Origin of the sequence: Microbacterium sp. (genome assembly GCF_011620715.1) — a bacterium.
Classification (GTDB): Bacteria; Actinomycetota; Actinomycetes; order Actinomycetales; family Microbacteriaceae; genus Microbacterium.
Genome location: NZ_WOYP01000102.1, coordinates 1 through 22832, shown reverse-complemented (window position 1 = coordinate 22832; position 22832 = coordinate 1). Strand labels below are relative to the sequence as shown.

The window sequence follows — 22832 nt, the reverse complement described above, 5'->3', positions numbered from 1 at the left end:
GCCGGTGCCGGTGCCGGTGCGTACTGCGCCGCCGCGGCCTGCGCAGCCGCATCGATCTGCGCCTGCTGCTGCGCAGCCTCGTACTGCTGCTGCTCGTACTGACCCTGGGCCTTCTCCTGCTGACGACGCGACACGCTGCCGCTCACAGCAGTCGCGGTGCCGGCGACGACCGCGGTACGGGCGGCCATGCCGATCAGGCCGGGACGACCTGCTCTGCGAAGGGGCATGTTCTTTCTCCTTTGTTGTTGTGCGCTCGTGTGTTGTGCGCTCGTGCGTTGTGCGCTTCAGGTTACGGGGTTCACGGAGACGACTTCGATATGCAGATCGTCGAACGCGGCGAGCAGACCGATGAGCTCCGGCTGATCGGGAACATGACCCACGAGCCGGGTGAGGCCGCCCTCGTCCGTGGCGATCGAGAACCCCTCGAGCGAGGCCATGAGTTCGGCGCTCATCCGGCCGCGAACGATGACTTCGTAGACATGCGAGGTCATTTCGCCTCCTGGCTCTGTGCAGCCCGACTCGTTGTGAACCATACTTGTCTGCGGCCCTCGACGGATCCTCATCCGGCGAGGATGATTCACCACCGCCTGGGGAGGCGAGCGCGAGAATGCCGACCATGAACGCGGTGCCGAGCACGCCCGCGCACGCGGTGGACCGCCCGCAGCTACGCGGACGCCTGGATGCAGCGCTCGACGCGCCGCTGTCGCTCCTGGTCGCGCCCGCCGGCTCGGGAAAGACCGTGCTGCTGTCGCAGTGGGCCGCGTCGCGGGACGATCTGCGATTCCTGTGGCTGGACATGGAGCGCGCCGACGATGACCCGAGCCGCTTCGCCGGCAAGCTGCTCGGACGCCTCGCGGCGCTGGATCCGGCCGCGATCGAGCTTCGCCCGCTCCTGGCCATCGGAGGCGGCGGCCTGGGCGAGCCGATGCTGCAGTCGCTGAGTGTGCTTCTGGCCGGCCACCCGGGTCTGGTGCTCGTCTTCGATGACCTGCACACCCTGACCAACCACGCGATCATCGACGACCTGTGGTGGCTCGCCGATCATCTGCCTCCGGGGGCGCACATGGTGTTCTCCTCCCGGGGCGATCGGCGGCTCGCGCTGAGCCGGCACCGCCTCAGGTACTCGCTGCTCGAGCTGCGTCAGGCCGAGCTCGCCTTCGACGACGATGTCGCCGCCGAGGTGCTCCGCCGGATCACGGGCGTGGCGACCACGCCGGCCACGGTGACTTCGGTCATGGACACCACCGAGGGCTGGGCGGCCGGCGTGCAGTTGAGCGCCATCAGCCTGCGTCATCAGGACGACCCGGAGCTGTTCACCCGGCGGCTCGCCGGGACCGACAGGCTGATCTCCGACTACCTGAGCGAGGAGGTGCTCGGCGCCCTGCCCGAGGAGCGCCGGGATCTGATGCTGCGGCTGTCCGCCCTGGATCGGATGTCACCGGGACTTGTCGAATCCGTGCTGGGGGTTCCGGACGCGCAGAGCCTGTTCGATGAGCTGGAACGCGATTCGATGTTCCTCGTCGAGATCGGCACGCACCACGAGTGGTTCCGCTTCCATCATCTGTTCCGCGATCTGCTGCGCTATCGCCTGCGGGCGAGATTCCCCGGCGACGAGGTGCGCATTTTGACCGCCGCCGCCGACTGGTTCGTCCAGCAGGGTGATGTCCCCTCGGCGATCGAGTGCCTGCTTCACGCCCGCTCGTGGGACCGCGCGATGGATCTGATCCTCTCGCGCGGGCGGGAGGCGTTCGAACGCGGCGAAGTGGCCTCCATGGCCCAATGGCTCTCGGCGATCCCCGAGACCGAGCGGACGGCGCGCCCGGTCGCCGACGTGCTGTACGGCATGGTGCTCGGCATGAGCGGACGGGCGGCACACAGCGAAGACGTGCTGCGGCGGCTGATCGCCCGCCCGGGGCTGCAACCGGGACTCGCGCTGATCGCGCATACCTACATCGCGGCACGAGTGCAGTTCCGCCCGCAGGTCAAGGTGTCGATCGAGGCCGCCCGCGAGTCGCTGAAGATGCTGCGGGCCCACCCGGACGTCATCCCGCCAGACCTGATCGGCCTGACCGACCGGGCACTGCTCGAAACGCTGACGCTCGGATCGCTCGGTCGCGCGCACCTGTTCGCGGGTGACTTCACCGAGGCGCGACGGGTGCTGCAGCTCACCCTGGAATCGCCGGGCGCGCAGTACTCGGCGTACCGGGTCCACCTGCTGGGGACGCAGGCGCTCCTGGAGGCGTGGTCGGGCCGACTCGCCATCGCGCAAAGGCTCGCCGACGAGGCGCTGCAGCTCGCGCGCGACGTCGGACTGCTGGCGCATCCCGCGCCGGCCGACGCATATCTGGCCTGCTCGCTCGTGGCGATCCATCGCGGCCATGCCCAGTCCGCGTCGTTCGCCCGACATGAGGGCGCCGTGCGCGCGGCATCGAACCAGCGCACGCAGCTGATGTGGGTCGCGCACCTGCACAGGGTCCTCGCGGCCGACCCGGCTTCTCCCGAGGACGAGCCGTTCAAGGCTGCTCCCCCGATCGTGCGGGACGCCCTCGACGCCGCATTCCACCGCGCGCAGCGCCTGGCCGGCACCGTCGGCACGATTCCGCCCGTCAAGCGCGGGTGGTCGGCGATGCTCGTGGAGAGCGTGGCCGGCGCGCTGACGGTGCGGCGGCTGGACCAGGCGCACGCGATGTTGGATGCTGCGGCATTCGCTCCGCGCGACGATCGCCCCCTCGCGAGCGTCGAGCACGGGGTCCTGACCGCGTGGCTGGCGCACGCGGAGGGTCGGGCCGCCGAGGCCCGCCGCCATCTGATGGAAGCACTCGAGCTCGCGGCCGAGCACGGGATAGTGTCGGTGTTCGTCTGCGCGGGACCAGAGGTGATCAAGCTCATCGAGAGCCTCCCTGTGCAGCCAACGCGGTTCCAGGCGGAGATCGTCGAATGCGCGCACCAGACGCTGCGAGCTCCCCTCGAAGGACATCTGGGCGAACCCCTCACCGATCGCGAGCGGGAGCTGCTGGCCTATCTGCCGACGCGGCTGACGAACGCCGAGCTCGCGGCGCGCTTCTTCGTCTCGGTCAACACGATCAAGACGCACATGGCCCACATCTACCGCAAGCTCGATGCGCCCAACCGCAGCGCGGCGGTGGCGCGGGCCACCGAGCTTCGCCTGCTGTGACCTGACTCGAACGGCCGAGGGCATGGCGAAAGGCCGCCCCACACCCGGGACGGCCTTTCCGTTATCGATACGCCCGCTTCGCGGGCTATTCGATAACCGGGCGATATGCGCTGGTTGCGACTAGCGGCGGAGGCCGAGACGCTCGATCAGCGAGCGGTAGCGCGCGATGTCGATGTCCTGGAGGTAGCCGAGCAGACGACGGCGCTGACCGACCATCAGGAACAGACCACGACGCGAGTGGTGGTCGTGCTTGTGCTCCTTCAGGTGCTCTGTGAGGTCTTTGATGCGCTGCGTCAGCATCGCGACCTGCACCTCGGGGGATCCGGTGTCACCGGGGTGCGTCGCGTACTGTTCGATGATCGCCTTCTTGGCGTCAGATTCGAGCGGCATAGATGGGATCCCCTTCCTGGTCATTGCGCGGCGCCCGGCACCTGATGTGCGAGCTCTCTTTGTCCGCGGCCGATCAAACGGCAACCTGAAGAGTCTACCAGTCGAGCGACACCGCGGTCCATCGGGCCCTCCTCCTGGCCGCCGGACCGCCGTATAGCGGCGGATTTCGGACGCGGCATCCCCGCTTCGCATGCGGGCCGATCAGGCCTGGAAGACGCCCTGAAGGTCGAGCGTGATCGTGACGTCCTTGCCGACGAGCACGCCGCCGGACTCGAGCGCGGCGTTCCAGGTCAGGCCGAAGTCCTCGCGATTGATGACGGTCTTCGCCGTCGCGCCCGCCTTGTAGTTGCCCATCGGGTCGCTGCCGAAGCCGCCGAAGTCGAACTCGAAGGTGACGGGCTTGGTCGTGTCGCGGATGGTCAGGTCGCCGTCGACGAGCATCTCGCCCTTCTCGACGCGCACTCCGGTCGAGACGAAGTCGATCGACGGATAGGTCTCGACGTCGAAGAAGTCCGCGGAGCGCAGGTGCGCGTCGCGACCCTCGTCCTTCGTGTTGATCGATGCCGCGTCGACGTGCGCCTGAACCTTGGCCTCGAGTGGGTTCTCCGGGGCGATGAGCGTCGCGCTCTTGATTCCGAAATGACCGCGAACCTTCGAGATCATCATGTGGCGGACTGTGAAGCTGACGTCGCTGTGGCTGGGGTCGAGCACCCAGGTACCGGCGCGGTAGCCGGGGATCTCAACGGGGGCGGTGGTGGTCTCGGTCATGTCTCTCCTTGGAGTGAGGTGGGTGATCTGGCCGACAGGGCGGCACATCTCAGTCGAAAACCCGGTGATCCCAGATTCCATTCCCATGAATGGAGAATTCATGAAGAAGGGCTCGGATGCCGCAGCACCCGAGCCCTGTCGACGTTCGTCGGGTCAGCCGACCGAGATCAGGTCGATGACGAAGATCAGGGTCTTGCCTCCGAGGAAGTGCCCGCCCTCGGGGCCGTAGCCAAGGTCCGGCGGGATCACCAGTTCGCGACGGCCGCCGACCTTCATCCCGGGGATGCCGTCCTGCCAGCCCTGGATCAGGCCTCGAAGCGAAAACTGGATGCTTTCGCCATGGTTCCACGATGAGTCGAACTCCTCGCCGGTCTCGTACTCCACGCCGGCGTAGTGGACCCTCACGGTGTCACCGGGCTTGGCCTCGGCGCCGTCTCCCACGATCAGGTCGCGGATGACGAGTTCTTCGGGTGCAGGGCCCTCGGGGGCGTCGATCTCGGGCTTGGTGCGGTCATCTGTCATGAGTCCATCCAACCCGAGCACCCGCCGCTGGTCAACGCGAGCAGGCCCCGACGCCCTTGACAGTCCGCCCCGCCCACGCCACGCTGAAGGCAGAACAACTCAGCGCCCGGTCATCACGCAGGCCTTGCCGCGAACGCCGGGCGCTGGGTCTTCCTCCGGGTCGCTACGGCGCGAACATCGCCGCCCGCGCGGCAGTCGTACGCGCCAGAAGCACCTGCTCGTCATCCCTTGCGTTCGGGTCGCGTCCCGTGATCGCGCGCTGGCGAGCAGCCGCCAGAGCCGTGGCGTCGGCGATGAAGGTCTTCATGATGCCGGTGCGGTCGCCGCGCAGGCCGGCCGCCCACGCCAGCGCGGCCTTGCGTCCCGGTGCGGTCGCCAGCATGTCCACCTCCTGCGGGGTGAACCAGCCCGCCGCCGCATAGTCGCCGAGCCGGGATCGCGTGACGCGCGCCTCCTCGCGGCGCAGGGCGATGACCCCGAGAATGCAGCCCAGGAACAGCGGAACCTGGAGCGTGAGGTACAGCAGGAAGAAGTCGCCGAACACCGCGGACCCGTTCCACAGGGCGTGCAGGGACATCGCTGCCAGCATGCCGAGCACCCACGGCCCGATCGCGCGGCGGGCGCTCACGCCGCGTCGCGCCGCCAACCCGAGGGCGAAGCCGGTGAGGCTCGTGAACATCACATGGGCGAACGGGGAGAGGATGCCGCGGACGAAGAATGTCGTGGTCAGGTCGACCACTCCTCCGTCGATGAAACTGATCGCAAAGTACTGGATGTTCTCCGTGAACGCGAAACCCGCGCCGATCAGCGCGCCGTAGACCACGCCGTCGACTGGGCCGTCGAAGGCCCGGCGGGCGGTCACGAAGATCAGATAGACGCCCAGGCCCTTCGCGAACTCCTCCACGATCGGCGCCTGCACCACGGCGGAGAACGCGTCGCGCATCGGCGAGTCGTCCACTCCCAGGACGAGCGTCACGAGCAGGTCGACGCCGAGGGTGATGCCGACGGCGGCGACCGCGCCCCAGGCGACGGCGAGCACGAGAATTCCTCGCGGCTCCGGCTCCCACCGGTCGATGAGGCGGACGGCGAACAGCACCGCCGCGAGCGGAACGAAGGCGAGCAGCATCCCGATGATCGATGCGGCCGGGCCGATGGCGCTGAGGAAGTAGCCCACCAGTCCGACCAGGATCAGCACGAGCACGCCGATGAGCCAGATCGGCGCGGTCCGCCCGGCACGCGGCGCGACCGGAACGGCCGCGGGCGGCGCCGGCGCGGGGACGATCGATGCCCCCTGCGACATGCGCGGCTGCGCGAGTGCCGAGGCGAACGTCGGGGGTGTCAGCGAGGGGCGGACGGGCTCGTTCCGGGCGTCGGGTTGCCGGGGGTCATGCGTCATGCGCACAGCATAGGGGTGCACGCCAGGTGCCGCGCAGGCACCGGTCGCCGGTAGCGTGGAACAATGCGCTTCGCCCACCTCTCCCTGCCGGGGTTCGCAGAACCTCGCCTCGCTGTGGTGGACGATGAGACGGCGATCGTCGTGCAGGAGCTGTTTCCTGGAGCCCCCCGGTTCCTCGAGGAGCTGATCGCCGGCGGCGACGAACGCCTCGACCGGGTGCGCGAGGCCGCGGACGCCGGCCTGCGGCATCCGCTCGCGGAGGCGACCTACGCATCCGCGCTCCTCACACCGCCGGTGATCCTGGCGGTCGGGCTCAACTACGCCGCGCACTCCGGTGAGCTGGGACTGAAGACGGATTCCACACCGACGGTATTCGGGCTGTGGCCGAACTCGCTGGCCGGCCACGACGCCACGGCGACCTGGCCGCGCTCGCTCAGCGAGTCGGTGGACTACGAAGCCGAACTCGGGGTCATCATCGGCGCCGCCGCGAAAGACGTCTCACCCGCGGATGCGCTCTCGCACGTGTGGGGCTACACGGTGGTCAACGACATCACGGCGCGGGACATCCAGTACTCCGAAGCGCAGTGGTCGCGCTGCAAGTCGTTCGACGGGTTCACCCCCACCGGACCGGTAGTGGTCACCGCCGACGAGATCCCCGACCCGCAGGACCTGCACATCTGGACCGTGCTGGACGGGAAGACGCTGCAGGATGCCTCGACCAACCAGATGGTGCGGCCGGTGGCGACCCTCATCTCGCACCTGTCGAAGTCCGCCACGCTCCTGCCCGGAACGCTGATCTCGACCGGGAGCCCGGGCGGGGCGGGGTATTCCCGCGACCCGCAGGTGTTCCTGCGCGACCGCTCGACCGTCACGGTCGGCATCGACGGCATCGGCGCTCTGACGACGCACTGCCGCATCCTCGACTGAACGCAACGCGGAAGCCGCCCGGCACCATCGCGGCGTCCAAGCGGCTTCGGCGGGTCTGATCAGGACGGGCAGGTCAGGGTGACCTCCACGCCGTTGATCTGGTGGACGCCCGAGCCGTACTCGGCGCACAGCCGTGCGTACTCGCCCGCGCCGGCGATCGCGGTGCCGATCACCGCGATCCCGACGATGATGCCCACCACGATCAGCACGGAACTGATGATGATCGCGGCGAGCGCCCAGCCGTTCTTGTGGCCGGCCTTCCGGCTCTGCACGAGAGCCACGATGCCGAGGATCAGGGCGACCAGCTGAATGAAGAACGACAAGATGAAGGCGACGATGCCCATCGTCCTACCCGGGATCGCCGGGTTCGCCGGCGTACCGGAGGGGGCCGGCGGTGCCGCCGGGTAGGCGGGCTGTGCGGCGGCCGGCGGCGGGTTTTCCGGGGGCGGCGAGCCGTACGCGGGGGGAGGCGTCGGAGCGTCCGGGCTCTGCGGATCGGTCATGGCGAGTTCCTTTCGAGATCAGGCTGTGCCTCGAACGCTAGCGCTCGCGCCGACGGTCGGCAACGCCCATCACGCCTCCTCGTCAGTCGTCGGAACCCACCGCGGCATCCGCCCGGACGATCGGGATCGCCGCCGTGATCGTCTCCAGGCCCGACAGACGCGCCGGGGAGAGCTGCTTGATGACGTCCTCGCGCGACATCAAACCGGCCTCCACGACCAGATCGGCGACGTTGCGCCCGGTCAGCAGCGCCGTCTTGGCGAGCGCGGCCGCCGCCGAATAGCCGATGAACGGTGTGAGTGCGGTGATCACACCGACGGATGCCCCGACCATGGCGCCGAGACGCTCGGTGTTCACGGTGATGCCGTCGACGCAGTTCACCCGGAGCGTGCGCATTGCGCGCCGCATCCAGGTGATGGACTGGAACAGCGAGTGCGCGATGACCGGCTCGAACGCGTTCAGCTGCAGCTGGCCGGCTTCAACCGCCATCGTCACCGTCATGTCGGAACCGGCGACGGCGAACGCGACCTGGTTGACGACCTCGGGGATCACCGGGTTGACCTTGCCGGGCATGATGCTCGACCCCGCCTGGCGGGCGGGCAGGTTGATCTCGCCGAAGCCTGCCTGCGGCCCGGACGAGAGAAGCCGGAGGTCGTTGCAGATCTTCGACAGCTTGATCGCGTTGCGCTTGAGCGTCGAGGAGAACGACATGAAGGCGCCGGTGTCGCTCGTGGACTCGACGAGGTCGGTCGCCGTGTCGAGGTCGAGCCCGGTGATCTCGCGGAGATGCCGGAGCACCGACCGACCGTACTCCGGATGCGTGGTGATCCCGGTGCCGATCGCAGTGGCGCCCATGTTGATCTCGCAGAGCAGGTACGCGTTCTCCTTGAGCCGGCTGTGGTCCTCCCCGAGGGTCGTTGCGAAGCCGTTGAACTCCTGCCCGAGCGTCATCGGGACGGCATCCTGCAGCTGCGTGCGCCCGACCTTGAGGATGTCGTGGAATTCGACGGCCTTGGCCAGGAACGCCCGGCGCAGCAGATCGAGCTCATCGAGCAGCGTCAGCAGGTCCAGGCCCAGCCCCACCTTGATGGCGGTGGGGTAGACGTCGTTCGTGGACTGGCTGCGGTTGGTGTCGTCGATCGGCGACAGGAAGTCGTAGTCGCCCTTCTCGCGGCCGGCGAGCTCGAGCGCGATGTTGGTGATGACCTCGTTGGCGTTCATGTTCGTCGAGGTTCCGGCGCCGCCCTGGATGACGCCGACGACGAACTGATCGTGGAAGTGCCCGTCGATCACCAGCTGCGAGGCCCGGTCGATCAGGTCGGCCTTCGCGGGGTCGAGCGCCCCGATGTCGCGGTTGGCGCGGGCCGAGGCCTGCTTGACCATCGCGAGCCCGCGGACGAGATCGCTGTAGACCGAGATCGGCCGTTTCGAGATCGGGAAGTTCTCCAGCGCGCGCGCGGTGTGGATGCCCCAATATGCGTCGGCGGGGATCTCCATGGATCCCAGGGAGTCGGTTTCGACGCGAGTGCGCGTCATTGCGTCCAGAGCCATGTGCAAGTCCTCGTGGGTCGGTCACGGCGATATGAGGGGATGCTTCGAGGCTACTCGCGCACTCTCGGAGGGTACTCGTACGCCGTGGACAACCGCCCATCGGCAGCTATCCACGGTGGCGACTCAGCCGGGTTTGCGCGAGAACGCTTCGAGTCGCTGCTCCGGCGTGAGTGCGGCCATCTTCTCGACCCACGCCGCAGTGAAGTACTCGCCTGTCAGCGCGTCCACGACGGGGACGACCGCGTGGGTGATCGTGTCGTCGTAGACGTGGACGAGCTGGAACGACTGCCCGGCATCCATCCCGTTGACTTCTGCCGCCGGGCGAGCGAGGTCCATCGTGTAGCAGGTGGCAGCCGCCACGCTCACCGGCACTCCTGCGAACATTCCGCTGGTCGAGAAGTGCAGATGCCCGGCGAGGATCGCGCGCACATCGGTGCCCGCCAGCACGCGAGCGAGCCGGTCCTGGTCGCGCAGTTCGAGGATGTCGAACAGCGGGATGTGCGACGGCAGCGGGGGGTGGTGCATCGCGAGGATCGACCCGAGCGGCGCGGGCGTGCCGAGCTCCTCCCGCAGCCACGCCAGCTGCGCTTCGTCGAGGTCGCCGTGATGCCAGCCCGGGACGGTGGTGTCGAGCACGATCAGCCGCAGCCCGCCGAGGTCGTGCACCGCCGTGACCGGCTCCTGCGTCGGCTCGAGTCCGAGGAGCTCCCGGCGCAGCGCAGGCCGTTCGTCGTGGTTTCCCGCGACCCAGATCACGGGTGCTCCGAGTCGCGCTGCGACCGGGTCGATCGTGGCGCGCAGCGCCCGGTACGCATCGGGCTCGCCGAGGTCGGTCAAATCGCCCGTGAACACGATCGCGTCGGGCCGGATGCCGAGCGCCTGCACCGCATCCAGCGTCCGCCGCAGATTCGCGGCGGTGTCGTACCGGCCGCCCAGCGGGACGTTCCCCGCGAGCAGGTGGGTGTCGCTCAGGTGAAGGATCGTCCGCCGCGCGGGCGGGTACTGGCCGAACTGCACGGATGCCGAATCCATGCACTCAGCCTACGTTGCGGTCCCGGACCGGGGCTGCGCAGGCGTGAGCGGTCCTTCGCGCGCGGCCCGAGAACCTCGGCCAACCCCCAGGTGGCACCGCATCACCCGTCCTGCGCGGGCGCGGTCGCCGTATCCGAGGGTGTTGAATGATCGCACGCCCCCACCCTCGCGGGGCAGAGTCGGGTGGACAGATGAAGAAGTGGTTCGTCGTGCTGATCCTGGGCGCCGCCCAGTTCGTGATGGTGCTGGACAGCACGGTGATGAACGTGTCGATCTCTGCCGTCGTGGCAGATCTCGACAGCAGCGTCACCGCGATGCAGAGCGCGATCACCTTCTACACGCTCACGATGGCCGCCACCATGCTGCTCGGCGCCAAGCTCGGCGACATCTGGGGTCGGCGGCGGGCACTGGTCATCGGCTCGATCGTCTACGCCATCGGCTCACTGATGACGGCGTTCAGCCCGAACATGACCGTGCTGTTCCTGGGCTGGTCGATCGTCGAGGGTCTCGGTGCCGTGCTGGTGATCCCCGCGATCGCGGCGCTGCTCGCCGACAACTACGAAGGCCGCGACCGGGTGACCGCGTTCGCCGCGATCGGCGCGGTCTCCGGAGCAGGGGTGGCCGCCGGACCGCTCATCGGCGGGTTCATGACCACGTACTTCAGCTGGCGGTACGTCTTCGTCGGCGAAGTGGTGATCCTGGTGTTCGTCGTGATCTTCGCGGGGCGGATCGCGGAGAAATCGGCGCGGCGGAGCATTCGCATCGACGTGCTCAGCGTGCTGCTGTCGGCATTCGGCCTCGTCGCGGTCGTGTTCGGGATGCTGCAGAGCAAGGTCTGGGGATGGATCGTTCCGCTGCACTCCCCCGTGGTGAACGGCGTCGAGATCGCTCCCCTGGGGATCTCGCTCACCGCCTGGTTCATCGTGATCGGAACCGTGCTGCTCGTTCTGTTCTTCGCGCGTCAGCGCCAACTGGTGGCGAAGGGACGCGATCCGCTGCTGCACGTCGACCTGCTGTCGATCCGGCAGCTGCGCAGCGGACTGAGCGTCCTGGGCGGCCAGTACGCGATCATCGCGGGCCTGTTCTTCATGGTGCCGGTCTACCTGCAGATGACGCTCGGGTTCGACGCCCTGCAGACCGGCTGGCGGATCTTTCCGCTGTCCATCTCGCTCATCCTCTTCTCGATCTTCGGCACCCGGCTCTCCACGCGATGGTCCGCGCGACGGGTGGTGCGGGTGGGGCAGTGGATCCTGGTCGCGAGCTCGATCCTGCTGCTCACGGCGATCGATCCGGAGCTGTCCAGCCCGGCCTTCGGAATCGGCATGTTCTGCGCCGGTGCAGGGCTGGGCCTGCTCGCCTCGCAGCTCGGCAACGTCAACATGTCGTCGGTCACCGCGAAGGACACCAGCGAGGTGGGCGGTCTGCAGGGGGTCTTCCAGAACCTCGGGTCCTCGCTCGGCACAGCGCTCATCGGATCCATCCTCATCGGCGCCCTCGCCTCATCGTTCGCGAGCAATGTCGCGCAGAGCTCTCTTCCCGCTGAGGCGCAGACGATCGTGAACGAGCGGACCGAGGGCGGTGTCGCGATCGTGCCGGCATCCAGCGTGCCGAAGATCGCGACCGACGCCGGCCTCACGGACGCGGAGGCGGCTGAGCTCGAGGCGATCTACGTCGAGTCGCAGCTCTCCTCGCTGCGCACCGCGTTCTTCGGGCTCATCGTGCTCGCCCTGCTGTCGCTGCTCGCTTCGCGCGGCATCCCGGACGACGCTCCGCAGCCGCGCCCGAAGCGCGCCGGCGCTCCCGCTTCGGCGAGATAGCGTCCGCCGCCGCGCGTGCGCGCGTCGGCTACCGTGGAACGGTGACCACTGACGCCGCAGCCGCCACCCCTCCCGTCGCCACGCGCAAGCCGATCGTGCGCAGCCACCACAGCGACGACGTCGAAGACGCGTACGAGTGGTTCCGCGCGAAAGAGGATGCAGCCGTCATCGCGCACCTCGAGGCTGAGAACGCCTACACGCATGAGCGGACGGCGCACCTGTCGGGGGTGCAGGAGAAGATCTTCGGCGAGATCAAGGGCCGCACGCTCGAGACCGACCTGTCGGTGCCGACGCGGCGCGGGGACTGGTGGTACTACGGGCGCACTCTCGAGGGCAGTCAGTACCCCATCCAATGCCGCGCACCGCTCACCGCGCCGGATGACTGGACCCCGCCGGATCTCTCGCCCGATGTCGCGGTCGACGGCGAGCGGGTCCTGCTCGACGCCAACGTCGAAGCCGAAGGGCACGAGTTCTTCTCTCTCGGCAGTTTCGAGGTCACCGCCGACGGAGACCGGATGCTGTACGGCGTCGACGTCACCGGCGACGAGCGCTACACGGTCCGCGTGCGCGACCTCGTCACGGGCGAGCTTCTGCCGGATGAGATCCCCGACACGTTCGCCGGTGCGACCTTCTCCCCCGACGGCCGATTCATCGTGTACACCACCGTCGACGACGCCTGGCGTCCCGACACCGTCTGGCTGCACGAACTGGGCACCGCGGTCGCGGATGACGTGAAGCTCTTCCACGAGCCCGACGAGCGGTTCTGGGTCGGCGCGGGATTCACCCGCAGCGACCGGTACCTCATGATCGGCATGGGCTCGTCGATCACGTCGGAGGAATGGCTCGTGGATGCCGCCGACCTGCGCTCCGCGCCGCGGCTCGTGTGGCCGCGCACCGAGGGCGTCGAATACGACTCGTCCCACGCGATCATCGACGGTGAGGACGTGCTGTTCATCCTCCACAACGACGGCGCCCTCGATTTCGAGCTGGTCCGGGTCTCGGCATCCGACCCCACCGGGCCGCGGGAAGTCGTCGTCGCACATCGCCCCGGGGAGCGCCTGCTGGGCGTCTCGACGTTCCGCGACTGGGGTGTGCTCGGCTACCGTCGCGGGGGCCTCGCGCGCCTCGGGATGCTGGACTACGCGACGGGCGGCGTTTCGGAGCTCGACTTCGATGAGCCGCTGTACTCGGTCGGCTCGGAGGGCAATCCGGAATGGGCTCCCCCGTTCATCCGCCTCGGCTACGGATCGTTCGTCACGCCCGGCACCGTGTTCGACTACGACGTCGCGTCGGGCGAGGTGCTGCTGCGCAAGCGCCAGCCGGTGCTGGGAGGCTACGAGGCCTCCGACTATGCCCAGGCGCGCGTCTGGGCGACCGCGCAGGACGGCTCGCAGATTCCGATCTCGCTGGTGTGGAAACGCTCATTCGGCGAAGCGGGCACGGCTCCGCGGCCGCTGCACCTTTACGGCTACGGATCGTACGAGCACTCGATAGAGCCGGGCTTCTCGGTTTCCCGTCTGTCGGAGCTCGACCGCGGCGTGATCTTCGCTGTCGCGCACGTGCGCGGTGGCGGCGAGATGGGCCGTCAGTGGTACGAAGACGGCAAGCTGCTGCGCAAGCGCAACACGTTCACCGACTTCGTGGACTGCGCGCGACACCTGATCGATGAGGGGTACACGACCGCCGACCGCGTCGTCGCCGAGGGCGGCTCGGCCGGTGGTCTGCTGATGGGCGCCGTCGCCAACCTGGCCCCGGAACTGTTCGCCGGCATCCTCGCGGACGTGCCGTTCGTCGACGCGCTCACCTCGATCCTCGATCCGTCGCTGCCGCTGACCGTGATCGAGTGGGACGAGTGGGGTGATCCGCTGCACGATGCGGACGTGTACGCATACATGAAGACATACTCGCCGTACGAGAACGTGCGGGATATCGCGTACCCGAAGATCCTCGCCGTCACCTCGCTCAACGACACCCGGGTGCTGTACGTCGAGCCCGCCAAATGGGTGGCGCGGCTGCGCGAGGTAGGCGCCGACGCCCTCCTCAAGTGCGAGATGGTCGCCGGGCACGGCGGCGTGAGCGGGCGCTACAACGCATGGCGCGAGCGGGCGTTCGAGCTCGCCTGGCTGCTGGATGTGGTCGGCGCGGCCGATGCTTGAGCGCGGCGGCCGTCAGCCGAAGAGCGCGGCGGCCTCTTCGTAGCGGTGGAGCGGGACGGAGTTGAGCTCACCGAGGGCGTCGGCGAACGGGACGCGCACGATGTCGGTGCCCTTGAGGGAGACCATGCGGCCCCATGCCCCCGCTACGACCGCGTCGGCGGCGTGCAGGCCGAGTCGGGTCGCGAGCACCCGGTCGAAGCCGGACGGCGAGCCGCCGCGCTGGATGTGTCCGAGCACGGTGGCGCGCGTCTCGATGCCCGTGATGCGCTCGATCTCGGGTGCGAGCACCTCGCTGATGCCGCCGAGACGAGGGCGATTGAACGCGTCGAGGCCCTTGTCGCTGAAGGCCTCTTCCATGCCCTTGAGGGTGAAGCCCTCCGAGACCACGACCAGCGGTGCGCGGCCGCGGTCGTGCGCCTTCGAGACCAGTTCGCACACGTCATCGATCGAGAGCGGCACCTCGGGGATCAGGATCGCGTGCGCCCCGGCGGCGATACCCGCGTGCAACGCGATCCAGCCGACGTGACGGCCCATGACCTCGGCGACCATGCACCGCTGGTGCGAATCACCCGTCGTGCGCAGCCGGTCCATGGCCTCGGAGGCGATGTTCACGGCGGTGTCGAATCCGAAGGAGTAGTCCGTCGCGCGCAGGTCGTTGTCGATCGTCTTGGGGACGCCGATGATATTGATGCCGTCTTTGGAGAGCCGATCGGCCGCGGCCAGCGTGCCCTCGCCGCCGATCGCGATGATTCCGTCGATCCGGTGCCCGTAGAGGGTCTTCGCGATGTTCTCGGCACCGCCGCGCGAGCCCTCGTAGGGGTTGGTGCGGCTCGTGCCGAGGATCGTGCCGCCGACCTTCGAGAGACCCTTGACCTCGTGGCGGGTCAGGGGAAAGAAGTCGCCGTCCACGACGCCACGCCATCCGTCGCGGATGCCGACGAACTCGAGGTCGTACGCGGTCGTGCCCTTCAGCACGACACCGCGGATGACCGCGTTCAGACCGGGGCAATCGCCGCCGCTGGTCAGGATGCCGATCTTCATGCTGTGATCCTCGCTGTCGGGGAGAGGTGAATCGGCGACGCTGCCTCCCCCCGACATTATCGTCGCAATCCCGCGCCCGGCCACACGCGCGCGACGACGGCTGGTCAGTCGGCGCCGAGCGCCTGCCGCACCAGGTGCATGAGGGCGGACAGCTGCACCGAGTCGCTGGATTGCGGGTCGACCGCTTCGCCGTCGAGCGCACGCTGGGCCAGGCCCTGCTTCGAGTCGATCAGCTCGGCGATCTTCGTGTCGATCGTGTGCGCGGCGATGATGCGCCAGGCGGTGACCGGCTCATCCTGACCGATGCGGTGCACGCGGTCGATCGCCTGAGTCTGCTCGGCCGCGGTCCACGACAGCTCCGCAAGCACGACGTTGGAGGCCGCCTGCATGTTCACACCGACGCCGGCCGCGGTGAGCGAGCAGACCGCGATCCCGACGCCGGGGTCGTTGTTGAAATCGTCGATCGCCTGCTGACGCGCCGGAGTCGTCTGGTCGCCGCGCAGGGAGACGGTCCGGAGCCCGGCCGACGCGAAGTGCGCCTCGGCAGCATCCATCACGTCGATGTGCTTCGCGAAGAACACGACCTTGCCCACCGACCGCTGCAGCTGGACCGCATAGTCGGCCGCGAGCAGCGCCTTGGCCTGGCCGATCTTGCGGACCATGGTGAAGACGTTCTCGCTGCCGGTGCCGGCCGCCTTCGACTCCTCGAGCTCGTTGTGTGCGACAAGCCGCACGATGTCGGCGTCGATCTCGCCGGGAGCCAGACCGCGATCGCCGCGCGCCTGGATGATCCGACGGTAGCGTCCGGCGAGGCGCTCGCCCAGCTCGCGTTCGGCCGCGCGGATCGACCGGCCGAAATCGTCGTCGAGCTCGACGGGAAGGTCTGCGATGAGTTTGTCGGGCAGGTCGGCTGCAACATCCTTCTTGCGTCGCCGGACGATCCCCATGGAGATCACCGCCTCGCGCGCCTCGGGATAGAACGCTTTGTCGGCCGGAGTCAGACCCGTCTCGTCGAGGCGCTCCATGAGCGCCGGGCCCGGCTTCTCGCCGTTCGTCCAGCCGAGGAACCGCCAGATCGCGTCGAAGTCCTCGACATCGTTGATGAGCGGGGTTCCCGTGAGGGCCAGCAGCAGAGGGTTGCGCACCTGCTCGCGGATGCGTGCGGCGAGCGCGAGCACGTTCTGCGAGCGCTGCGAGGTGAGGTTCTTGATGAAGTGCGCCTCGTCGACGACCATCCCCTTGAGTCCGATCGAGCTCAGCCACGCGAGGTGACGGTCGAGGATCTCGTAGTTGACGATGAAGACGTCGGCGAAGGCGTCGATGCTCTCGCCGTCCCCGTGGATGACGGTGGCGCGACGCTGCGGCGTCCACCGCTCCACCTCGCGGGCCCAGTTCATCTTGACGACGTTCGGCACGACCACCAGGAGCGGATAGGCCTCGGCGACGGATGCCGCGAGCACCGACTCGGCGGTCTTGCCGAGGCCCGGCTCGTCGGCGAGCAGGAATGTGCGGTGCCCGCCGCGCACGGCTTCGAGGAACCGCGACTGGTGCACCATGATCTCCAGCCCCTTGGGCGAGAGGCGATCGAACTCGGGCACCGGAGGAAGATCCATGCTCGCCGCGCCGCCACCGGCGCCGGTCTCGAACGCCTTGTAGAGCGGGCCCATCAGCTCCCACCCATCCAGACGCCGACGTGGGGTCTGCTTCGGCGTGCGCAAGGCGAGGTCGGGCGGGAGAAAGGGGTTGGACTCACGCCGCGCATCGACCTGCGGCGGTGCGACCTGACGCTCGGCGAGCGCGGCGGGAACCACGGTCGCTGCGACCGGAGCGACGTCGGTGATGATGAGCTCGTCGGGGGCGAGGTCAGCCCCCGACTCGAGCAGCCAGTCGCGCCGCATGCGCTTGGCGACGGGCGAGGCCGCCTGGTCGACTTCGAGCAGCTGGATGAGCGAAGTGTCGCGCGCCGCCGTCTTGGCGAGGATCGTCGCCACGCCGTCCAGGCGCTTGAGCAGCTCGGCACGCGCGCCGTCGGTGATCGACGTGTCGGCCTTCACGCGGGCTCGCTCCTCGCGGACGAGGAAGGCGATCACCTGGAACTTCACCCGATTGGTGGGGCCGAGCTTGCCGCGCTGCGACTTCGCCTCGACCTCCCGCACCTTGCGAGCGAGGATCGGGATGATGGGGGCTTCGTCGTCGCGGCGAGCGGGCGACGGCGTGCGGCGCCGCTGCGACGTGCGAGCGGCGGATGCCGTGGTCGGCATGCTCCTCCTGAGAGTAGGTGCCGGAGGATCCGGCGATGCCAGTCGAGGACCGGCGAGGGCTGCGTGCTCCCGCGGGCGGCTGTACTGACGAACTGCTGGACCGTCACTGACGCGGGACGGGATGCCTTCGCCTCCGGCCGCGGGCACTCACTTCTGCGAGCTGCGACGTCGGGAGCGGGATCCCGAGGATCAGTCTAGCGGCTCCGCAGCGGATTTCGCCCCGCGCCGCCATGGGAGCACCCGGTATGCCTGCGCTTCAGCCCCACAGCGTCACGACGATGTCTTCGGTGTATCCCGGCGGGTCGACGTTGATCCAATGCGTCGCCACCCATCCCCCGACGCCGACATAGTGCGTCTCTCCCGACGATACGAGCACGTCGTCTTGAGTGATCGCCTCCGTCGAGATCCGGTACACCGTCCCCTCGCCCAGAGACTCGGCATTGAAGCCCGCGCCTCGGAATGCGGCATCCAGCGCAGCGCCCTGCTCTGCGGTGACGAGTGTGACGTTCGTCGCCATCCCCCGATCGGAGGGCGGACCCCACGTGCATCGCAGCGTCGCCTCTGCCGATTGCAGCACCTCGAGCGCATCGACGTTCTGAGTCGCGAGCATCGTGATCCCCGGATCGCCCGACGGCGGCACCTCGGCCGTCAGCGTTGCGAGCATGGTGGGCGAGTAGATCTGCTCGCAGGTGTCCGGAAGGACGAGACCTGTCGTCGAGGTCTCATCCGTCGACGGCGAAGCGCTTGCCGTCGCGGTTGCCGAAGCACCGATCGAGGCACCGGTCGAGGGTGAGGCGGTCGGGCCGGGCTCGGGCACACATCCCGGGGTCGCCAGGAGCAGTATCGCGGCGAGTGTGGTGACGGCGGCGGCTCGCGTCGTGCGGCCTGGCTCGGATACGACCACGGATCCTCCTGTCGGGGTGTGGCTCGACACTAACGCTCCCGAGCGCTCCCGCGCTCTCGTCATGCCGCCCTCAGGTCGATCCGACGGCGTGGAGCGCGGATAGGCTCTCCATATGCGGCCTTCGTCATTGAGCATCCCGGGTCGCCACTGATGTGCACCGTCGTCGTCCACGTCCCGGCAGAACACGGCCGATCCACGCGTGTACTCGCGATCCGCGATGAGGATCCGGATCGCCCGTGGAACCCGCTGGGCCGGTGGTGGCCCGAACCCCACGCCGGGGTGGTGGGAGTCCGCGATGTCCGTGCCGGCGGCGCGTGGCTGGCGGCTGACACCGATGCTCGCCGGCTCGCCGTGCTGATGAATCGAGCCGATCTGTCGACCCCCCTGCCCGAGAGTGAACTCGTCTCGCGCGGCGGGCTCGTGCTCGACTCGGTCGCCGGCAAGCCCCCCGCGAGGCACCCCCGGACCCATGGGTTCAACCTCCTCGAGGTCGATCCCGGCGGCACAAGGGTGCACACCTGGAACGGCGAGCATCGGCGAACGCTCATCCTCGAACCCGGCACGCACATGATCGCGCACGACGATGTCGACGACCCGGCGACGCCGCGTATCGCACGCTGGCTGGGCGAGTTCCGCGCCGCTTCGATCGCCGAGGGCGAGCGGTGGTGGATGCCATGGGTCGAGATTCTCGAGCGCTCGAGTGCCCTGGAGAGCACCGACGACCAGGCGATCATCCGCGACAACCGCCCGCACGGCTACCCGACACTGTCCCTCCTGGCGTGCGTCGCCTCGGTGTCGGATGACGGCATCGAACTGTCGTACGGAGAACTCACCGAGCCCGGCCACTGGGGTGGGCTCGACCTCACCTGAACGGATCCGCCGCAGGCACCCTAGATCATGCTCTTGGTGTGCCAGACCGTCTTGGTCTCGGTGAACGCGGTGATGCGATCAAGACTCGGCACCGCAGCATCCGGACCCCCCTCGGGAGCCAGCACGCGCTTGAGCGTGTCGGCCGCGACGATCTGCAGGTCGATCCAGTCGAGATCGCCGGCGCCGACGAGATCGAGCGCGTTGACGTCGGCGTGCGCGGAGAGCCAGGGCGCGATCTCGGCGGGTGACCCGGTGAGGATGTTGACCACTCCCCCCGGCACGTCGCTCGTCGCGAGGACTTCGGCGAGGCTGATCGCCGACAGCGGGAATCGTTCGGATGCCACGACCACGACAGTGTTGCCGGTCACCAGCGCCGGCGCCACGGCAGAAACGAGGCCGAGCAGCGGAGAGTCCTGCGGGGCGATGATGCCGACCACGCCGGTCGGTTCGGGCACCGAGATGTTGAAGTAGGGACCCGCCACCGGGTTGCCGTTGCCGGCGACCTGTCCGAACTTGTCGCACCATCCGGCGTACCAGACCCAGCGGTCGACAGTCTCATCGAGCTCGGCGTTCGCCGCAGAAGTCGATGCGCCGGTCTGCTGCGAGATCTCGTCCACGAACTGCGCCCGGCGCCCCTCGAGCAGCTCGGCCACCCGGTAGAGCACCTGGCCGCGGTTGTAAGCGGTTGCGCCCGACCAGCCTTTGACGGCCGCGCGGGCGGCGGTCACGGCATCCCGAGCGTCCTTGCGTGACGCCTTCGCGGCATTGGCGAGAAACTCGCCCTTGGTCGAGGTTACCTCGTAGGTGCGGCCCGACTCGGTGCGCGGAAACGCGCCGCCGATGTAGAGCTTGTAGGTCTTCGGCACGGTCAGTCGCTTGCTCACGCTGACGCCCCCTTCAGGTAGGCGAGAAGGCCGTGGCGGCCCCCCTCACGGCCGTAGCCCGACTCCTTGTAGCCGCCGAACGGCGATGCGGGATCGAACCGGTTGAAGGTGTTTGCCCACACCACGCCGGCGCGCAGCTTGTCGGCGACCGCCAGGATACGCGAGCCCTTGTCGCTCCAGATGCCCGCCGACAGTCCATACGGCGTGTTGTTCGCTTTCTCAATCGCCTCGGCCGGGGTGCGGAAGGTCAGCACCGACAGCACGGGGCCGAAGATCTCGTCGCGAGCGATGCGGTGCGACGCCTGCACGTTCGTGAAGATCGTCGGGGCGAACCAGAATCCCCTGTCGGGTATCTCGCACGGCGCACTCCAGCGCTCAGCGCCCTCTGCCTCGCCGATGTCGGAGAGCTCGCGGATGCGGTCGAGCTGCTCGCGCGAGTTGATGGCACCGATATCCGTGTTCTTGTCGAGCGGATCGCCCATGCGCAACGTCGTCAGTCGGGTCTTGAGCCGGTCGACGACCTCGTCGTGGATCGACTCCTGCACCAGCAGACGACTGCCCGCGCAGCACACGTGGCCCTGGTTGAAGAAGATGCCGTTGACGATGCCCTCGATCGCCTGCTCGATCGGCGCGTCGTCGAAGACGATGTTCGCGGCCTTGCCGCCGAGCTCGAGCGTGAGCTTCTTGCCAGAGCCTGCCACCTGCTTCGCGATCGCCCGCCCGACCCCGGTCGAGCCGGTGAAGGCGACCTTGTCGACATCGGGGTGGGAGACGAGGGCGGCGCCGGTGGCGCCGGCGCCCGTGATGATGTTCACGACACCCGGCGGAAGGTCGGCCTGCTGGAGTATCTCTGCGAAGATCATGGCCGAGAGCGATGTGGTCTCCGCCGGTTTGATCACCACGGTGTTGCCCGCGGCCAGCGCCGGGGCGATCTTCCACGCGAGCATGAGCAGCGGGAAGTTCCACGGGATGACCTGGCCGGCGACGCCGAGCGCTCGGGGGCCGGCGCCGAGACCGGCATAGTCGAGCTTGTCGGCCCACCCCGCGTAGTAGAAGAACCAGGCGGCCACGAGGGGCACGTCCACGTCGCGGCTCTCCTTGATCGGCTTGCCGTTGTCGAGGCTCTCGGCCACGGCGAGCTCGCGTGCCCGCTCCTGCACGAGGCGCGCGACGCGGAAGAGGTACTTGCCCCGGTCGCGTCCGCTCATCTTCGACCACGTCTTGTCGTACGCGTGGCGAGCGGCGGCCACAGCGCGGGCGACGTCGGCATCGCTCGCGGTCGAGATCGTCGCGATGCGGGTCTCGTCTGCGGGAGAGATCGTGGCGAAGGTCTCGCCGCTGCCGTCGACGAACTCTCCGTCGATGAAGAGACCGTAGGCATCGCGGAGGTTCAGGATGCTGCGCGACTCGGGCGCAGGGGCGTATTCGAGAAAGCTCATGATTCTGGGTCCTCAGTCGCCTGTCTTCTAGTCGATGGTCACGTAGTCGGCGCCCGAATACGCCCCGGTCCGCAGCTTCTGCCGCTGCAGCAGCACGTCGTTGAGCAGGCTTGACGCGCCGTAGCGGAACAGGTGCGGCTGCAGCCACTCCTCGCCCACCGTCTCGGCAACGGTCACGAGGTATTTGATCGCGTCCTTCGAGGTGCGGATGCCGCCCGCCGGCTTCACGCCGATCTTCGTCCCGGTCGCCCGGTGCCAGTCGCGCACGACCTCGAGCATCAGCAGGGTCGTGGGCAGAGTGGCGGCCGGCTGCACTTTGCCGGTCGATGTCTTGATGAAGTCGCCGCCGGCGAGGATCGCGAGCCATGACGCGCGCTTGATGTTGTCGTAGGTGTTGAGCTCGCCGGTCTCGAGGATGACCTTCAGCGATGCATCGGTGCCGTCCGCGCGGCGGCACGCTTGCTTCACGCGGGCGATCTGGTCGAACACGAGTCCATAACGGCCGGCGAGGAATGCGCCGCGGTCGATCACCATGTCGATCTCGTCGGCACCCGCGGCGACGGCATCCGCCGTATCGGCGAGCTTGATCTCGAGCGAGGCACGCCCGCTCGGGAAAGCCGTCGCGACCGCCGCGACCGAGACGAGTCCGTCGTCGGGGTCGCCGTGGGCGGCACCGAGCGCCGCGACGGCGTGGGGCACCATGTCGCCGTATACGCATACCGCGGCCACGCGCGGGCACGTGGGGTCGGAGGCGTCGGGGGTGAGCGCCTTCGCGACGAGCGAGCGCACCTTGCCTGGGGTGTCGGAGCCCTCCAGTGTCGTCAGGTCGATCAGCTCGATGATCTTGTCGAGCGCCCACGCTTTCGAGCTCGTCTTGATGGAGCGGGTTCCCAGGCCCGCGGCGCGCTGCTCGAGTCCGACTGCGTCTACTCCGGGCAGTCCGTGCAGGTAGCGGCGCAGCGTCGTGTCGTCGGGCTCGCCGCCGAGCAGTTCGACGGCGCGCTCGGGCAGCGTCTGCAGGTCGGTTCGGCTCATCGTTCTCCCTCTCTTGAGTGCGGACGCAAGGGCGAGTGCTCACTCGCCGGTCTGCGGACCGCGCTCGGATGACACCCGCCGAGCTCGCAGCATCACGACGACGCCGATCCCGACGACGCCGATCCCGACGACGCCGATCCCGACGACGCCGATCCCGACGACG

At 68.5% G+C, this 22832-nt stretch carries 20 protein-coding genes; 5 read left to right on the top strand and 15 right to left on the bottom strand.

Translation table 11 applies throughout. The annotated features are described in order from the left end of the window. Window positions 1–227 (bottom strand): SHOCT domain-containing protein (locus tag QZV84_RS10235; RefSeq protein WP_292829108.1); only part of this gene is annotated, 227 nt, incomplete at its 3' end. A gap of 57 nt (window positions 228–284) precedes the next feature. Beyond that, the gene (locus QZV84_RS10230; protein ID WP_292829107.1) at window positions 285–491 is read right to left on the bottom strand and encodes a hypothetical protein; all 207 of its coding nucleotides are present in this window, start codon (window positions 489–491) and stop codon (window positions 285–287) included. A 125-nt stretch (window positions 492–616) separates the two neighbouring features. On the opposite strand from QZV84_RS10230, the gene QZV84_RS10225 reads away from it, so the two are divergent. After that, window positions 617–3175, top strand: a complete 2559-nt coding sequence (locus QZV84_RS10225; protein ID WP_292829105.1) for a LuxR C-terminal-related transcriptional regulator — start codon at window positions 617–619, stop codon at window positions 3173–3175. Window positions 3176–3295: 120 nt separating this feature from the next. On the opposite strand, the gene rpsO is transcribed toward QZV84_RS10225, so the two are convergent. From rpsO to QZV84_RS10205, 4 genes are all read right to left on the bottom strand, one after another. Further along, window positions 3296–3565 carry a 30S ribosomal protein S15 gene (gene rpsO, locus QZV84_RS10220; RefSeq protein ID WP_055835040.1) on the bottom strand — a complete coding sequence of 90 codons (270 nt, stop codon included), beginning with the start codon at window positions 3563–3565 and terminating at the stop codon, window positions 3296–3298. 201 nt (window positions 3566–3766) lie between these two features. After that, window positions 3767–4333: a YceI family protein gene (locus QZV84_RS10215; protein WP_292829098.1), complete on the bottom strand. Its 567-nt coding sequence runs from the start codon at window positions 4331–4333 to the stop codon at window positions 3767–3769. 153 nt (window positions 4334–4486) lie between these two features. Further along, complete coding sequence (locus QZV84_RS10210) at window positions 4487–4855, bottom strand: FKBP-type peptidyl-prolyl cis-trans isomerase (RefSeq protein WP_292829096.1); 369 nt, start codon at window positions 4853–4855, stop codon at window positions 4487–4489. Between the two features lie 163 nt (window positions 4856–5018). Beyond that, window positions 5019–6251: a PrsW family intramembrane metalloprotease gene (locus tag QZV84_RS10205; protein ID WP_292829094.1), complete on the bottom strand. Its 1233-nt coding sequence runs from the start codon at window positions 6249–6251 to the stop codon at window positions 5019–5021. A 63-nt stretch (window positions 6252–6314) separates the two neighbouring features. On the opposite strand from QZV84_RS10205, the gene QZV84_RS10200 reads away from it, so the two are divergent. Beyond that, complete coding sequence (locus QZV84_RS10200; protein ID WP_292829092.1) at window positions 6315–7178, top strand: fumarylacetoacetate hydrolase family protein; 864 nt, start codon at window positions 6315–6317, stop codon at window positions 7176–7178. Between the two features lie 59 nt (window positions 7179–7237). Here the strand turns inward: QZV84_RS10200 and QZV84_RS10195 are convergent, their stop codons facing one another. The 3 genes from QZV84_RS10195 to QZV84_RS10185 form a co-directional block, all read right to left on the bottom strand. Beyond that, window positions 7238–7681 carry a DUF4190 domain-containing protein gene (locus QZV84_RS10195; RefSeq protein ID WP_292829090.1) on the bottom strand — a complete coding sequence of 148 codons (444 nt, stop codon included), beginning with the start codon at window positions 7679–7681 and terminating at the stop codon, window positions 7238–7240. A gap of 82 nt (window positions 7682–7763) precedes the next feature. Next, window positions 7764–9230, bottom strand: a complete 1467-nt coding sequence (locus QZV84_RS10190) for an aspartate ammonia-lyase (RefSeq protein ID WP_292829088.1) — start codon at window positions 9228–9230, stop codon at window positions 7764–7766. Between the two features lie 123 nt (window positions 9231–9353). Further along, entirely contained in the window at window positions 9354–10262 is a 909-nt protein-coding gene (locus tag QZV84_RS10185) for a phosphodiesterase (protein WP_292829086.1), read from the bottom strand. 146 nt (window positions 10263–10408) lie between these two features. Between QZV84_RS10185 and QZV84_RS10180 the strand changes: the two genes are divergently transcribed. Together QZV84_RS10180 and QZV84_RS10175 are read left to right on the top strand one after the other, a co-directional pair. Then, window positions 10409–12079 (top strand): MFS transporter, encoded by a 1671-nt coding sequence (locus tag QZV84_RS10180; protein WP_292829084.1) that lies wholly within the window; start codon window positions 10409–10411, stop codon window positions 12077–12079. A 41-nt stretch (window positions 12080–12120) separates the two neighbouring features. Beyond that, window positions 12121–14235: a S9 family peptidase gene (locus QZV84_RS10175; RefSeq protein WP_292829082.1), complete on the top strand. Its 2115-nt coding sequence runs from the start codon at window positions 12121–12123 to the stop codon at window positions 14233–14235. 12 nt (window positions 14236–14247) lie between these two features. Here the strand turns inward: QZV84_RS10175 and QZV84_RS10170 are convergent, their stop codons facing one another. The 3 genes from QZV84_RS10170 to QZV84_RS10160 form a co-directional block, all read right to left on the bottom strand. Further along, on the bottom strand, window positions 14248–15276 hold the full coding sequence (locus QZV84_RS10170) for an ATP-dependent 6-phosphofructokinase (protein ID WP_292829080.1): 1029 nt from the start codon (window positions 15274–15276) through the stop codon (window positions 14248–14250). Window positions 15277–15380: 104 nt separating this feature from the next. Continuing rightward, a complete protein-coding gene (locus QZV84_RS10165) occupies window positions 15381–17537 on the bottom strand; it encodes a DEAD/DEAH box helicase (RefSeq protein ID WP_292829078.1) in 2157 nt (718 codons plus the stop codon). Between the two features lie 256 nt (window positions 17538–17793). After that, the gene (locus QZV84_RS10160; RefSeq protein ID WP_292829076.1) at window positions 17794–18441 is read right to left on the bottom strand and encodes a hypothetical protein; all 648 of its coding nucleotides are present in this window, start codon (window positions 18439–18441) and stop codon (window positions 17794–17796) included. A gap of 150 nt (window positions 18442–18591) precedes the next feature. Here QZV84_RS10160 and QZV84_RS10155 point away from each other — a divergent pair, with 150 nt between their 5' ends. After that, window positions 18592–19311, top strand: a complete 720-nt coding sequence (locus tag QZV84_RS10155) for an NRDE family protein (protein ID WP_292829074.1) — start codon at window positions 18592–18594, stop codon at window positions 19309–19311. A gap of 20 nt (window positions 19312–19331) precedes the next feature. Here QZV84_RS10155 and QZV84_RS10150 read toward each other — a convergent pair whose 3' ends face one another. From QZV84_RS10150 to deoC, 3 genes are read right to left on the bottom strand one after another with little or no spacing between them, the layout of a single operon-like run. Beyond that, the gene (locus tag QZV84_RS10150; protein WP_292829072.1) at window positions 19332–20195 is read right to left on the bottom strand and encodes an aldehyde dehydrogenase family protein; all 864 of its coding nucleotides are present in this window, start codon (window positions 20193–20195) and stop codon (window positions 19332–19334) included. Then, entirely contained in the window at window positions 20192–21634 is a 1443-nt protein-coding gene (locus QZV84_RS10145; protein ID WP_292829070.1) for an aldehyde dehydrogenase family protein, read from the bottom strand. Before QZV84_RS10145 ends, QZV84_RS10150 begins: the two co-directional genes overlap by 4 nt. 27 nt (window positions 21635–21661) lie before the next feature. After that, window positions 21662–22669, bottom strand: a complete 1008-nt coding sequence (gene deoC / locus QZV84_RS10140) for a deoxyribose-phosphate aldolase (protein WP_292829068.1) — start codon at window positions 22667–22669, stop codon at window positions 21662–21664. Window positions 22670–22832 lie beyond the last annotated feature (163 nt).

What these genes read in the sequence shown, in the direction of transcription:
- QZV84_RS10230 (WP_292829107.1), bottom strand. Translation starts at nt 491, where the DNA reads ATGACCTCGCATGTCTACGAAGTCATCGTTCGCGGCCGGATGAGCGCC.
- QZV84_RS10225 (WP_292829105.1), top strand. Translation starts at nt 617, where the DNA reads ATGAACGCGGTGCCGAGCACGCCCGCGCACGCGGTGGACCGCCCGCAG.
- rpsO (WP_055835040.1), bottom strand. Translation starts at nt 3,565, where the DNA reads ATGCCGCTCGAATCTGACGCCAAGAAGGCGATCATCGAACAGTACGCG.
- QZV84_RS10215 (WP_292829098.1), bottom strand. Translation starts at nt 4,333, where the DNA reads ATGACCGAGACCACCACCGCCCCCGTTGAGATCCCCGGCTACCGCGCC.
- QZV84_RS10210 (WP_292829096.1), bottom strand. Translation starts at nt 4,855, where the DNA reads ATGACAGATGACCGCACCAAGCCCGAGATCGACGCCCCCGAGGGCCCT.
- QZV84_RS10205 (WP_292829094.1), bottom strand. Translation starts at nt 6,251, where the DNA reads ATGACGCATGACCCCCGGCAACCCGACGCCCGGAACGAGCCCGTCCGC.
- QZV84_RS10200 (WP_292829092.1), top strand. Translation starts at nt 6,315, where the DNA reads ATGCGCTTCGCCCACCTCTCCCTGCCGGGGTTCGCAGAACCTCGCCTC.
- QZV84_RS10195 (WP_292829090.1), bottom strand. Translation starts at nt 7,681, where the DNA reads ATGACCGATCCGCAGAGCCCGGACGCTCCGACGCCTCCCCCCGCGTAC.
- QZV84_RS10190 (WP_292829088.1), bottom strand. Translation starts at nt 9,230, where the DNA reads ATGGCTCTGGACGCAATGACGCGCACTCGCGTCGAAACCGACTCCCTG.
- QZV84_RS10185 (WP_292829086.1), bottom strand. Translation starts at nt 10,262, where the DNA reads ATGGATTCGGCATCCGTGCAGTTCGGCCAGTACCCGCCCGCGCGGCGG.
- QZV84_RS10180 (WP_292829084.1), top strand. Translation starts at nt 10,409, where the DNA reads ATGATCGCACGCCCCCACCCTCGCGGGGCAGAGTCGGGTGGACAGATG.
- QZV84_RS10170 (WP_292829080.1), bottom strand. Translation starts at nt 15,276, where the DNA reads ATGAAGATCGGCATCCTGACCAGCGGCGGCGATTGCCCCGGTCTGAAC.
- QZV84_RS10165 (WP_292829078.1), bottom strand. Translation starts at nt 17,537, where the DNA reads ATGCCGACCACGGCATCCGCCGCTCGCACGTCGCAGCGGCGCCGCACG.
- QZV84_RS10155 (WP_292829074.1), top strand. Translation starts at nt 18,592, where the DNA reads ATGTGCACCGTCGTCGTCCACGTCCCGGCAGAACACGGCCGATCCACG.
- QZV84_RS10145 (WP_292829070.1), bottom strand. Translation starts at nt 21,634, where the DNA reads ATGAGCTTTCTCGAATACGCCCCTGCGCCCGAGTCGCGCAGCATCCTG.
- deoC (WP_292829068.1), bottom strand. Translation starts at nt 22,669, where the DNA reads ATGAGCCGAACCGACCTGCAGACGCTGCCCGAGCGCGCCGTCGAACTG.